Consider the following 13767-nt stretch of genomic DNA (forward strand, 5'->3'; position numbering starts at 1 on the left):
AAGTTCAATAAAACTTACTAATGAGAGCGAGATATTTACTCCTGTTTCTTGGCTTGTTTACAAGTTCATATATCTATTGTCAAGAAAATTCGAATTCAGTTACAGTTCCTAAGAAGAAGTATCATACAAAGAAAATGATAACGCTTCCTAAAATTGATGGAATTATTTCCGATAAAGCTTGGGATCATTTAGATTGGGGGGAAGATTTTACTGAAAAGGTTCCTGATGAAGGCACTCCACCAACTTATCAAACCAAATTCAAAATCGGATACGATGAAAAATATCTGTACATAGCACTTAGAGCTTTTGATGATGAGCCTGAAAAAATAGAGCAACGATTGTCTCGAAGAGATGGTTTTGCAGGAGACAGAATAAATGTAATCATTGATAGTTATCACGATAAAAGAACTGCTTTTGTTTTTACTGTTACTGCTGCAGGTGTAAAAGGAGAAGAATTGGCAACTCAAAATGGACAAAGTTGGGATGCTAGTTGGAACCCTATTTGGTATACAGATGCAGTTGTAGATGATAAAGGTTGGACTGCTGAAATGAAAATTCCTTTTTCACAATTACGTTTTGGAAAAGCAGAAGAGCAGGTTTGGGGATTAAACATTAACAGAATGCTGTTTCGAAAGCAAGAACGATCTCTTTGGCAGCGAATTCCGAATGAAGTATCTGGTTTTATTAGTGAAGCAGGAGAATTGCATGGATTGAAAGGGTTGAAGTCTCAAAAGCAGTTAGAGATACAGCCTTTTACTGTTTTTCAATACGATACATACGAAAAAGAAGGAAATAATCCTTTTAGAGATGGAAGTGATTTTGGTTTCAATGCAGGTTTAGACGCAAAAATTGGAATTACTAATGATTTAACATTGGATTTGACTGTAAATCCTGATTTTGGACAAGTAGAAGCAGATCCGGGTGCCATTGCTTTAGATGGATTTCAGATTTTTTTCAATGAACAACGACCATTTTTTGTAGAAAATAAAAACATTTTTGATTTTCAATTTGCAGATGGGTCTGATAATGTTTTCTACAGCAGAAGAATAGGAAGATCTCCTCAAGGAAGTGCAAATGCTACTTCAAACGAATTTGTTGATACACCTAATAACACTACTATTTTAGGAGCAGCAAAGTTTTCTGGTAAAACAAGAGATGGTTGGTCAATTGGTGTTTTAGAAACTGTTACTTCTAATGAATATGCAGTAATTGATGCGAATGGTTCTAGAAGAGAAGAACTGGTAGAGCCTTTAACTAATTATTTTGTTGCAAGAGCACAAAAAGATTTTAATGAGCGTAATAGTTATATAGGTGGAGTTTTTACATCTACTAACAGGAATTTAGATGGTAAGTTAAACTTTTTGAGAAAGTCTGCCTACACTGGAGGATTAGATTTTAGACATGAATGGCATAATAGAGATTATTATATTCAGAGTAATTTAGTGGCTAGTCATGTAGTAGGAAGTAAAGAAGCAATCCAAGCAACTCAAGAGTCGTTAACACATTTATTTCAACGAGTAGATGCTAGTCATGTTGAAGTAGATCCAAATAGAACTTCATTAACCGGAACCGGAGGTAGGGTTTTTGGAGGAAAAAGAGGAGGAGGAAATTGGCGTTACTGGGCAAGTGTTAATTGGCGTTCACCAGAATTAGAGCTTAATGATATTGGTTTTTTGAGGAGGACTGATGAAATTAGACAGTCGGCGAGTGTGAGTTATTTATGGCAAGTTCCAACAAAAACATACAGAGATGCTCGTGTTGAGCTTTTTCAATTATCCTCTTTTGATTTTGAAGGTAATTATAATAGAATGGAGTATAGTCTTCAAGGAAATATAAATTGGATAAATAATTGGTGGACAGAATTGCAGTTAGTGCATAAACCAAGAATTTTCATAAATACCTTTTTAAGAGGAGGTCCAAGATGGCGTTTTTCTGAAGAAAATTATATGGTATTGTTTTTTGGTTCAGATCAGAGTAAGAAAGTTAATTTTAGAATTGGATATATCAAAAGTGGAACAGAACAAAACAACTTTTCATTTACAAGGTACGTGTTTGGTTTAAATTACCAACCATTTGATTCTTTTAATGCTTCATTAACTACTGAATATACTGAAGATCCAAATAAAACTCAATATGTGAGTGAAGCAGATTATGGTTCGGTAAAAAGATATATTTTAGGAAATATTGATCAAAAAACATGGAGTACAACTTTACGACTTAATTATAGTATCAATCCAAATTTGTCGATTCAATATTATGGACAACCTTTTATCTCAAGAGGAAGGTACAATAACTTTAATTATGTGAATAATTCGATAGCTAAAGATTTGAATGAACGTGTTGTATGGTATGCTAATAATCAAATTCAACAATCATCTAGCGGTGATTATTTAGTAGATGAAGATGCAAATGGTGTTACAGATTATCAATTTTCAAATCCTAATTTCTCGTTTGTTCAGTTTAGGTCGAATTTAGTAGCAAGATGGGAATATATTCCAGGTTCAGAGTTGTTCTTAGTTTGGGCTCAAGGAACAACAGGAAATGTAGATTCAGATAGATCTTTATTAGGAGGTTTAAATAATCAAATTTTAGAGAACACACTACAAAATACTTTTCTTATAAAAGCTACATACAGATTTCTTTAAAAAAGAAACAGAGAAACACAAAAAAACCATCAGAATTCTGATGGTTTTTTTTATGCTTTGTAAAATTATACTACTCTACTTTTTGGTCTAATAAATCAAAGAATTGATTTAATCGTGGTAAAATAATAATTTTTGTACGTCTGTTTTTTGCCTTATTTGCTGGAGTATCATTAGCAGCTAAAGGAATATAGCTACTTCTACCTGCAGCGATTAAACGCTCTGGAGCAACTTCATATTTACTTTGTAACTCACGTACAATTGCAGTTGATCTTTTAACACTTAAGTCCCAGTTGTCTTTTAACGTTGAGTTTTCAGCAATTGGAGTGTTATCAGTATGACCTTCAATCATTACATCCATTTGAGGTTGAGCGTTAACAACAGTAGCAACTTTCTTAAGTACTTTAGAAGCTTTGTCTGTAATTGTGTAGCTTCCGCTTTTGAATAATAACTTATCAGAAATAGAAATAAATACTACAGTTTTTTCAACGTTCACTTCGATGTCTTCGTCATCAATTCCATCTTGTAATTCTTTCTTTAAATGGAAAGCAACTACTAAGTTAAGTGAATCTTTTTTAGAAGCTGCTGCTCTAATTTTATTGATGTACTTATCTTTCTTGCTTAACTGAGATAACGTTTCTTTAATATTGTCGTTTGCACCTTTAGTAAGCACAGTTAAGTTCTCAACTTGTTGAATAGTATTTTCTTTATCCTTTTTTAGTTCATCTATTCTTGCTTCTAAATCTTTAGACCTATCTTGAAATTTGTCTTTTTCTACTAAACATTTAGTCAAGTTAGTTTTTACTGTTAACAATTCTTCTTTGGTTTGCTCATGTTTTGCTTTTAATGCTTCAAGCTCTTTATTAGCAGCACAAGACATCAACAAAAGACTGGCTGATACAAATAATACTATTTTTTTCATCATATATTATAGTTAATGGTAAGATACAAATTTAAGAAAATGATTAAACTATGAGGTTATGTTAACGCTATTTTAGCGGATATTACTTTATTTTTGTTAAATAAACATAAATCATCCATGTTAAGACAATATTTATTTCTTTCAATTTTTATTTTAATAACCTTTAATGCTTGTAAAACAGAAAAAAAAGACACGTACACAAAGTTACAAGGTAATATTTTTGGCACAACTTATACTATTGTGTACAAGAGTTCTGAGAATTATCAAGAAGAGATTGATAAAGTATTTGAAGATTTTAATAACTCATTATCAACCTATATTCCAAGCTCTATAATTTCAAAAGTTAATAATAATGAAAATTCGGTTATTGTGGATTCTTATTTTATAGAAGCTTTTGAAAAAGCAAAAAAGATTTATAATGAAACAGATGGTTTTTTTGATCCAACAATCGGTAAATTAATTAATGCTTATGGATTTGGTTCTGGAAAAGAAATAAATAATCTTACTACTGAAGAAGTAGATTCTTTAAAGCAGTTGATGGGATTTGAAAAAATTGTGTTAAAGGAGAATAAAGTACTTAAACCTGATGAAATCGAGTTTAATGTAAATGCTTTTGCTAAGGGTTTAGGAGTTGATGTGATTGGAAGATTGTTAGAAAGTAAAAAAATTGAAAACTATTTAGTTGAAATAGGTGGAGAAATAAGAGCTAGAGGAATGAGTCCTAGAAACTCTTTTTGGAAAGTAGCGATTGATGATCCGAATACTGATGGTACAAGAAGTCAATCTAGAACCATAGAATTGAATAACCAATCGATGGCTACTTCTGGAAATTACCGAAAATTTAAAGTAAATAGCAACGGAGAAAAAGTTGTGCATACTGTAAATCCAAAAACTGGTTTGGCTCAAGAAAATAATTTACTCAGCGCTTCTGTTTTGATAGAAGGTGATTGTGCTGATGTTGATGCCTATGCAACTGCTTTTATGGCTATGGGATTAGAAGATACAAAAGCTTTTCTGATAGCTCATCCTGAATTAAAAGTAGTGTTGTTGTATGCAAATAAGGAAGGAGAAATTCTTGAGTTTACTAATTAATTTTTATAGCAAACAGGTAAGATTTCAGTTTCATCTAATGCATATTTTGTAACTAATTCTGAAGGAATTTTTTCGTAGTATTTTATTTCGTTTACTTCAAATCCTGCAGAGCGCAATTTGTCAAAGTAGTCCATTCCGTAAATACGAACATGATCGTATTGTCCGAATACTTTTGCTCTTTCTTTTGGGTCAGTAACTGAGTCATCTTCAAAAGTTTTAGTTCTTTCAATGTCTTGAGGTATTTGAAAAATTCCAAACCCACCTGGTTTCATAACTCTAAATAACTCTTGCATTGCTTTTTTGTCATTCGGTACATGTTCAAACACATGATTACAAAAAATAATATCAAAAGAATTATCATCAAAAGGTAAATCGCAAATATCGGCCTTAACATCAGCTAATGGAGATTCAAGATCTGAAGTTACATATTCTAAGTTTTTCTGATGTCTAAATCGACTATAAAAGCATTGCTCTGGAGCAATATGTAAAAGCTTTTTCTTTTCTTTTGAAGTAAAAAAGTCAGTTTCGTTTTTTAAATATAACCACATTAAACGATGTCTTTCTAAAGATAGTGTAGATGGAGAAAGTACATTTTTTCGTTGTACTTCATATCCATAAGGAAGCATCTTTCTGAAAGATTTCCCATCAATTGGGTCAGTGAATTTTTTTCCTTTCAACCAAAAAGTTAAGAAATACCTTACTGGGTAACTAAGCTTAATGAGTAAAGGTCTTGGTATGGTGTTTAATATGGACTGAAAAAGAGACAATTTATAAAACTAAAGGTTGTTGTCTAAACTCATTTTCTTCGTCGCTTTCAATACCTAAAGCTTCGTAAATGTATTGGAAAGTAGAAAGTAATTCTGGTTTTCCATCTACAATAGCAACATCGTGCTCAAAGTGAGCAGATGGTTTTCCATCTAAAGTAGTAATTGTCCAACCATCTTTATGATGTCTAATTTTTTGTGTTCCCATGTTTGTCATTGGCTCAATAGCAACTACCATACCTTCAACAAATTTCTTTCCGCGACCTCTTCTTCCGTAGTTTGGCATTTCAGGATCTTCGTGCATGGTTTTACCAATTCCATGACCAACCAATTCTCTAACCACACCATAGCCGTGTTTTTCTGTGAAGTTTTGAATGGCAAAACCTACGTCGCCAACTCGATTTCCTACTTTAAACTCACGAATACCAACATATAAACTCTCTTTGGTAACGTCTAATAATTTTTGTGTTTCAGGAGCAACTTCTCCCACAGGAAAAGTATATGCGTGGTCGCCATAAAATCCGTTTAAAATAGCTCCACAGTCAATAGAAATAATATCACCTTCAACTAATGGTGTGTTATTTGGAATTCCATGAACTACTTGTGAGTTCGGACTCATACAAAGTGTATTTGGAAAGTCGTACAAACCTAAAAAACCAGGAATAGCTCCTTGTTCTCTAATAAATTCTTCGGCTAACTTATCTAAATACAAACTAGTAACTCCAGGTTTTACTTCTTTAGCAAGCATTCCTAGTGTTTTAGAAACCACCAACGCACTTTGGCGCATTAATTCTATTTCTTCTTTAGTTTTTTGTATGATCATGACTTAAAATAAAATGCAAATATAATTTAAGATTATTATATAGTGGTTAATGTCTACGTTTATTAAGATAAAATTGAACTCCTAGGTTGATAATGAAACAAATAAAGAAGTTATATATAAAAGCGTTTATTTTCCAGCCGTTATTTGGATAATTATTTTCAGATAACCAGAATTGGTAATAATACTTAAAAGGAAAGCCTATATTAACAGTAGGTTTGACTTGAGTTTTTCCTGCCGAGATTAATAAAGAATACATTATAGAAATATAGGAAATAACACAAAAAGTAATAATTGAATAAACTAAGATTTTTGCGAAATTCTGTTTATTCATCAAAGCTATTTTTCGTAAGCGTGTTTGTATCCTTTTTGAGCAACAATTTGAAGAATATCATGTTCAAGAGTAGCTCCATCTACAGTATGCTCAACAAAACGCCCAATCTCTTTTCCGTTTTTATAAAATATAAAAGTAGGAACTCTTTCTATATGATACCCTTTTTCTATACCATTCGCTTTTTTATCTCTGTTTACAGTAACAAAATCAAGGTTGTTGTAATTGAACCCAACTTCGTCTATGATTTTGTAAAAATTTGGAGTTTCTCTTTTGCTGTCATCACACCAAGTTCCCATAAAACCTTTGATAGTAATGTTTTCTAAAAGAGGTTTTAAATTTTCTATGGTATTTTTATCAGTTTCGTAATACGCGTAGTAATCATTAAACCATTCGCTTCCATATGGTTCTTGTTTGAAATCATCTTTAACAGCATATCCAACTAAATTTCCATCTGCATTTTTTACAGCTTTAGGTTTTGATGTGGTGTTTACAGTTTTTTGGCTAGAAGCACATGCTGCTAAAAGTATTATTGATACTAATAAAAGTGTTTTTTTCATGTTAACTTAAACTAACGAATGTTGTGTCATTTCTTTTGGTTGTTCAACTCCAATTAATTTTAGAATTGTTGGAGCCATGTCGCCTAAAATACCATTTTTAATTGACTTCAGTTCTTTATCAACTAAAATTAACGGAACAGGATTCGTAGTGTGTGCAGTATTAGGTGAGCCATCAGGATTAATCATAGTCTCACAGTTTCCATGGTCTGCAATAACCAATGTTGTATAGTTGTTTTCTAAAGCAGATGTAATGATCTCATTAGCGCATTGATCTACAGCTTCACAGGCTTTTACAGCTGCGTCGAAATCTCCAGTATGACCTACCATGTCTCCGTTTGCAAAATTTAAACAAACAAAATCTACTTCGCCTTTTTGAAGTTCAGGAATGATAGCATCTTTAATTTCAAAAGCACTCATTTCTGGTTGTAAGTCGTAGGTTGCAACTTTTGGCGAAGGACATAGTAATCTTTTTTCACCTTCAAATTCTTTTTCCCTTCCACCAGAAAAGAAGAATGTTACGTGTGGGTATTTTTCAGTCTCGGCAATACGAATTTGTTTCTTTCCAGCATTTGCTAAAACTTCACCTAGCGTGTTTTCAATATTCTTGTTATCATAAATAACTTTGATACCTTTGAAAGTATCATCGTAATTAGTCATGGTAACATAATACAATGGTATTTTTTTTAGATTTTGCTCTGGAAAATCTTGTTGATTTAAAGCTTGTGTTAGTTGGCGACCACGATCGGTTCTAAAATTGAAGAAAATTACAACATCATCTTTTTTGATGGTGGCTTTTGGTTGATTATTTTCATCAACCATAATGATAGGCTTAATAAATTCATCTGTAACGCCATCAGTATAGCTTTGTTCTATACTACTTACAGCATCAGTAGAACTGGTTCCTTCTCCATTTACTAAAGCATTGTAGGCTAAAGCAACTCTTTCCCAACGATTATCTCGATCCATTGCGTAATAGCGACCTGTAATAGTAGCTAATTCAGCTGAAGTTGTACTCATGGAATTCTGAATGTCTTCAATAAATCCTTTTCCTGATTTTGGATCAGTATCTCTTCCGTCAGTAAAAGCATGTAAGAACAAGTTTTCTATTCCATAATTATCTGCGGCTGTAATTAATCCTTTTAAGTGATTAATATGTGAATGAATTCCACCATCAGAAACTAAACCTAGTAAATGAATTGTTTTATTGTGTTGCTTAGCAAATTCAAAAGTATCAACTAACACTTTTTCTGATGCTAATGTATTGTCTACAATTGCTTTATTAATTTTTGCTAAATTCTGATAAACAATTCTACCTGCACCTAAATTAATATGTCCAACTTCAGAGTTTCCCATTTGTCCAACAGGAAGTCCAACATGCTCTCCATCGGTTCTTAATTCGGAATGAGGATAGTCAACATATAAAGAATCAATAAAAGGTGTATTTGCTTTATCAACAGCAGATACTTTTGGGTCAGGTGAAATACCCCAACCATCTAAAATCATTAAAATAACTTTCTTGTTCATTATATTTCGTTTGGATAGTAAAAGTAGTAAACATTTAGAATCTACGACTAAAATTTAACGAAACCGATTGCGATTAACAGTGTTATTGAAACAAGGCCAACAAACAAGAATTGTAAAATTAGTTTTCTTCTATTTTGCTTTTTAATGGAAATTCTGATGTTGTTTAGTTGTTCTTTAGTAGCGTTTTTAGTAATTTGAATTTGAGTCGAATTTTTGTTAGAATACTTTTTGATTTTTTCTAACACTCCAATTCTTTCTCTTTTATTGTTTCTTAAAACACTCATCATTAGAGTAGCGTGGCTAGATAAACTTTGTAAACCGTTGAAGTTATTTCTTCTCATAGTATGATTACTTATAGCGTAGTTAATACATAAACAATCAAAAGGGCAACAACTGTAAGTCCGATGCTATTTAATAACAGTCCCTTTCTGTTTTCCAAACGAATCTTTCTTTTGATTTCAGCTAAATCTTCTTCAGAAGCTTTGTTTTTAAAAACTAAACTATCCGATTGTATCGAAGAGCTAGCATGTTTTTTCATCTTCTCAAAAGCACTTTTTCGTTCTCTTTTGTTGTTTTTTAAGCTGCTAATCATAGCAGACACTGATCCTCCAAATCCCATAGCAATTAATTTTGAATTTACCTATTAGTAGCTAAACTATTAAAAACGTTACGTTTAAATATTTTTAGTGTTAATTTTTAAATAAGATTTGGATGTGTTTGTTTAATTTGTAAATTTGCACCCCCAAAAAAAACAAGGTGGTGTTTGTGACTTTTTTAAAAATAATGTTTCAAACACTAGTGTAAGTAAAGAATAAATAAAAGTACCGTATAAAATGAAATTATTTAAAATTATCCCTGCACTTGTTTTAGTGTGTTTTAATATTCACTTTGCTTTTGCCCAAGAGATTTCAAAGGAGGATAAAAAGCAAATAAAAATGCAAGAAGAAGAAATTCGAGTTAACGAAGAAATGTTAGTTTCTGGAGTTAAAGGATTATCAAGAATTAAAGATAGATTAGAAAAAGATAAAAGTAAAGGGAAAATTTCTAATGAAGAAGTAGAAAGAAAAGAGGGTATTATTAGAAACGTAGAATCGAGACTTTCATCTCTAGAAGAGAAAATAGCTAAACAAAAGCAAGAATTAATCGATTTTAAAAAGAGTTTGCATATTGCTGTTGAGGAGAGTCAAGATGTTGCAATTATAGAAAAAGAGACTGTTGAAAATTCAAATTCAGATATTAAAGAAAGAGAAGCTGAATTACAATTAGCAAAGCAAAAATTAGCTCAACAGATTAAAGAAAGTGAAGAAGCTTTTAAAAGACAACAAGAAGCGCTTCTTAAGAAGAACGAAGAGTTATCTAAATTAGATAACAAATTAAAAGCTGAGAAAAAAGCTATAAAGGACAAGTTAACTGAAGAGAATAGAAAAAAAATAATGGAGTATGAAGATGATATCAGTGTTAATGAAGAAATGCTACTAAGCGGAAGAGAAGGTTTGAATAGAGAAAAAGAAAAACTAGAAGCTGCGAAAAAAGAAGGTTCTTTAGATAAAGAAGCAATTGTTAGGAAAACATCTGTTATTGAAAGAATAGAAAAAAGACTTAATAAGATAGAAAGAGAGATAGAAACTAAAAAAGAAGCTATTAAGAAGTTAAAAGGAGCTTAGTTTTCAAAATTGTTAGAACCAAAAAAGGCTGATATATTATATCAGCCTTTTTTTAGTTGCCATATTTTCTAATGGCTTCCTTAATTTTTTGAATTCTATTCTCAGGATCAGGGTGTGTGCTCTGAAATTCAGGTGTTCTGTTAGGGCCAGCTGCTGCTTTAAGAACTTCCATAACATTAATTAAGTATTTTGGTTCGTATCCAGCGTCTAACATCAATTTAACACCTAATTCATCGCTCTCTAATTCATCACCTCTACCATTTTTAAGTAAAGTATTTTGACCGACATTATTTGCAAGTTCTCCTAAATCTGCACCAACTGAGGCACCCATAGTAATCAGTTTCCAGAAATTAGCTTCACTAATACGTTCATTAGAATGTCTTCCTAAAACATGACCAATTTCATGGCCTAATACACCCGCAACCATATCTTCACTTATTCTTCCAGAGGAGTCTGTTAAACGAGAAAGTAAGGCATACGTTATAAATATTTGTCCGCCAGGTAAGGCAAAAGCATTAATAGTTCTATCGTCTCTTAATAAATGAAACTCATAATTATATTCTGATTTTTTTGCCATTGAATTATCTACCAATCGTTTTCCAATTTTATCAATGTAAGCTTGGTAATCATTATTTGGGTGTAAACCTCCATGTTGATTAGCCATTGCAGGAGCTTGTTGTAAGCCAATAGCAATTTCTTGTTTTGCACTTAAACTGATGGTTTGTACTTTACCGGTGTAGGGATTTTCTTGTCGTTGACTACATTTTCTTAAATAGGCAAAAGCAACAATTATTAAGCCTATCAGTAGTCGAAATTTCAATCCTCCTCTTTTCATTTTCTATGTTTTTGATGTTACTTGTAAAGATACAAAAATGAAAAAATCAAGGGTTATTAATTTTCAAATGAGTATTTTTATGCTTACAAACAACAGAAACATTTTAACTTATGGATACTCACTTTGAGCTTAATGAAGTTACAAGAAAGTTACCTAAGCATTTACACAAGTTTGTGGTAAAGCAACCTTATGATGAATATACATCTCAAAACCAAGCAGTGTGGCGATATGTAATGAGAATGAATGTTGATTATTTAAGTAGGGTAGCTCATGGTTCTTACATTGAAGGATTGCAAAAAACAGGAATTTCTGTTGATACAATTCCTAAAATGGAAGGGATGAATAGAATTTTAAAAGAAATTGGCTGGGCAGCAGTTTCTGTTGACGGATTTATTCCTCCAAATGCTTTTATGGAATTTCAGGCGTATAACGTATTAGTAATCGCTTCCGATATGCGAACTATTGATCATATTAAATATACACCAGCACCAGATATTATTCATGAAGCTGCAGGACATGCACCAATTATTGCAAATCCTGAATATGCCGAATATTTAAGAAGGTTTGGAGAAATAGGAGCGAAAGCTATTTCTTCAGCCCGTGATTATGAAATGTATGAAGCTATTCGATTATTATCTATCTTAAAAGAAGATCCAAATTCAACCCAAAAAGAAATCAATGAAGCACAAGAAAAAGTTGAATGGCTTCAAGATAATATGGGTGAACTTTCGGAAATGTCTCAAATAAGAAATTTACACTGGTGGACTGTTGAATACGGATTGATAGGTACTCTAGAAAACCCTAAAATTTATGGAGCAGGGTTGTTGTCTTCAATAGGAGAAAGTAAATGGTGTATGCAAGATTCAGTTAAAAAACTGCCATATACTTTAGAAGCATCAAATGTGTCTTTTGATATTACTAAACCACAACCTCAATTATTCGTTACACCAGATTTTGCACATTTAAGTTTGGTGCTAGAGCAGTATGCAAATACAATGGGAATCCGAAAAGGAGGAATAACTGGAGTTAACAAACTTATAGATTCTCAGAGTTTAGGAACTATTGAATTGTCTACTGGAGTTCAGGTTTCAGGGGTTTTTACTAATGTTATTACAGATGCTAATAACAATCCTATTTATATTCAAACTACTGGACCAACTGCATTGGCTAATAGAGATAAAGAGTTAATTGGTCATGGAACTAATTATCATAAAGAAGGTTTTGGAAGTCCGATTGGGAAGTTAAAAGGAATTAACATTCCTATTGAAAATATGAGTCCAAGAGACTTAGAGGCCTATGGAATTTACGAAGGAGAGAAAGTTAGTTTAGAGTTCGAAGGTGGTGTAAAAGTTGAAGGAGAAGTAATTACTGGAATAAGAGATTTAAGAGGAAGAATTCAATTAATATCGTTTAAGAATTGTACAGTTACTCATTACGATACTGTTCTTTTTCATCCTGATTGGGGAATTTATGATATGGCTGTTGGCGTTGAAATTATTTCTGCTTACGCAGGTCCTGCTGATGTAAATTCATATGGAGATATTGGAAAAGTTTCTGAGACTAAAACACATAAAATTAAGTATTCAGATTCAGACAGAGAATTGTATGCATTGTACAACCAAGTTCGAGAAATGAGAGAAACAACTACAGTATCAGAAGATATTGTTATTGGAATATTTGCTACAATTCAAGAAAAGTTTAATAATGATTGGTTATTGGCATTAGAATTGTTTGAGTTAGCTGTTGAAAACAATTATGCTGTTCAACATGATATAAAAGAATATTTAGATAATCTTTCAAAAGATGAAGAATTCGCGAGTTTAATTAATGAAGGATTATCAATTATCTATAAAGAGCAAGTAGTTTAAAAAATGAAATTATTTAATTTATTATTTAGAAAGAAAAATATGGCAAATGAAATTCAAGAGTACCTAGATAAAGGTGCCGTTGTATTAGATGTAAGAACGTTAGGAGAATGGAATGAAGGACATAGTGAAGGAGCAAAACATATTGTTTTAGACACTATTCCAAATAATGTTGAGGAAATAAAATCTTGGGGTAAACCAGTAATTGCTGTTTGTAGAAGTGGAGCTAGAAGTGGACAAGCAACCGATTTTTTACAAAGTCACGGAATCGATATTATCAATGGAGGTCCATGGGGTAATGTTGACCAATATTTATAAGATATTTAATTATAGTTTAAAAGAGATGCGAAAGCATCTCTTTTTTGTTTCTTTCAATTTTAAATGGATTATTGTTCTATTACTGATCCTTTTTTAGGTTTACCCATTTTCACCTTTTTCTTAGGGTGCATTTTTACTTTATCCCACTTACTTTTTTTCTTTGGATGTATTTTCACCTTGCTATAATTTCCATTAGCCTTTTTTGGTGTTTGGGTTGATTGATTAACAATAACATCTGTGCCTCCTTTTGAATTTGGAATCACAGTAGATTTCGCTTTTGATTTACTCTTGTAAATTGTTGTTGTTGATTTGCGTTGAGCAAAAGATGTTCCTATAAAAAAGAACATAGCACAGATTAATAATAATTGTCTCATAATTAAAGTTTTAATGTTTGAATTATGTCAATAAAATTAAATCTTGCGCAAGCTAA

The 13767-nt window shown here is 31.8% G+C and carries 14 protein-coding genes; 5 read left to right on the forward strand and 9 right to left on the reverse strand.

The features are described 5' to 3' along the window. Positions 1-20 precede the first annotated feature (20 nt). Positions 21-2645, forward strand: coding sequence for a DUF5916 domain-containing protein (locus tag EV195_RS08155; RefSeq protein ID WP_132794456.1), 2625 nt, complete (start codon positions 21-23; stop codon positions 2643-2645). 70 nt (positions 2646-2715) lie between these two features. Here the strand turns inward: EV195_RS08155 and EV195_RS08160 are convergent, their stop codons facing one another. Next, positions 2716-3567, reverse strand: coding sequence for an OmpA family protein (locus tag EV195_RS08160; protein ID WP_317128219.1), 852 nt, complete (start codon positions 3565-3567; stop codon positions 2716-2718). 114 nt (positions 3568-3681) lie between these two features. Between EV195_RS08160 and EV195_RS08165 the strand changes: the two genes are divergently transcribed. Next, a complete protein-coding gene (locus EV195_RS08165) occupies positions 3682-4656 on the forward strand; it encodes an FAD:protein FMN transferase (protein ID WP_132794458.1) in 975 nt (324 codons plus the stop codon). On the opposite strand, the gene EV195_RS08170 is transcribed toward EV195_RS08165, so the two are convergent. The 6 genes from EV195_RS08170 to EV195_RS08195 form a co-directional block, all read right to left on the reverse strand. Next, complete coding sequence (locus tag EV195_RS08170; protein WP_132794459.1) at positions 4653-5423, reverse strand: class I SAM-dependent methyltransferase; 771 nt, start codon at positions 5421-5423, stop codon at positions 4653-4655. The genes EV195_RS08165 and EV195_RS08170 overlap by 4 nt on opposite strands. Position 5424: 1 nt before the next feature. Then, positions 5425-6243 (reverse strand): type I methionyl aminopeptidase, encoded by an 819-nt coding sequence (gene map / locus EV195_RS08175; RefSeq protein ID WP_132794460.1) that lies wholly within the window; start codon positions 6241-6243, stop codon positions 5425-5427. Between the two features lie 336 nt (positions 6244-6579). Further along, complete coding sequence (locus EV195_RS08180; RefSeq protein WP_132794461.1) at positions 6580-7131, reverse strand: thioredoxin family protein; 552 nt, start codon at positions 7129-7131, stop codon at positions 6580-6582. 6 nt (positions 7132-7137) lie between these two features. Next, positions 7138-8655, reverse strand: coding sequence for a 2,3-bisphosphoglycerate-independent phosphoglycerate mutase (gene gpmI, locus EV195_RS08185; protein ID WP_132794462.1), 1518 nt, complete (start codon positions 8653-8655; stop codon positions 7138-7140). 47 nt (positions 8656-8702) lie between these two features. Then, positions 8703-8996 carry a hypothetical protein gene (locus EV195_RS08190; protein ID WP_132794463.1) on the reverse strand — a complete coding sequence of 98 codons (294 nt, stop codon included), beginning with the start codon at positions 8994-8996 and terminating at the stop codon, positions 8703-8705. A gap of 11 nt (positions 8997-9007) precedes the next feature. Beyond that, positions 9008-9274, reverse strand: a complete 267-nt coding sequence (locus tag EV195_RS08195; RefSeq protein WP_132794464.1) for a hypothetical protein — start codon at positions 9272-9274, stop codon at positions 9008-9010. Between the two features lie 214 nt (positions 9275-9488). On the opposite strand from EV195_RS08195, the gene EV195_RS08200 reads away from it, so the two are divergent. Next, positions 9489-10319: a coiled-coil domain-containing protein gene (locus tag EV195_RS08200; RefSeq protein WP_132794465.1), complete on the forward strand. Its 831-nt coding sequence runs from the start codon at positions 9489-9491 to the stop codon at positions 10317-10319. 52 nt (positions 10320-10371) lie between these two features. Here EV195_RS08200 and EV195_RS08205 read toward each other — a convergent pair whose 3' ends face one another. After that, positions 10372-11154 carry a M48 family metalloprotease gene (locus tag EV195_RS08205; protein WP_132794466.1) on the reverse strand — a complete coding sequence of 261 codons (783 nt, stop codon included), beginning with the start codon at positions 11152-11154 and terminating at the stop codon, positions 10372-10374. A gap of 110 nt (positions 11155-11264) precedes the next feature. Here EV195_RS08205 and EV195_RS08210 point away from each other — a divergent pair, with 110 nt between their 5' ends. Next, complete coding sequence (locus EV195_RS08210; protein WP_132794467.1) at positions 11265-13022, forward strand: aromatic amino acid hydroxylase; 1758 nt, start codon at positions 11265-11267, stop codon at positions 13020-13022. 3 nt (positions 13023-13025) lie between these two features. After that, complete coding sequence (locus EV195_RS08215) at positions 13026-13337, forward strand: rhodanese-like domain-containing protein (protein ID WP_243693093.1); 312 nt, start codon at positions 13026-13028, stop codon at positions 13335-13337. A 68-nt stretch (positions 13338-13405) separates the two neighbouring features. On the opposite strand, the gene EV195_RS08220 is transcribed toward EV195_RS08215, so the two are convergent. Beyond that, the gene (locus EV195_RS08220) at positions 13406-13711 is read right to left on the reverse strand and encodes a hypothetical protein (protein ID WP_132794468.1); all 306 of its coding nucleotides are present in this window, start codon (positions 13709-13711) and stop codon (positions 13406-13408) included. Between the last annotated feature and the right edge of the window lie 56 nt (positions 13712-13767).

Source organism: Tenacibaculum skagerrakense, from assembly GCF_004345825.1.
Taxonomy (GTDB): domain Bacteria; phylum Bacteroidota; class Bacteroidia; order Flavobacteriales; family Flavobacteriaceae; genus Polaribacter; species Polaribacter skagerrakensis.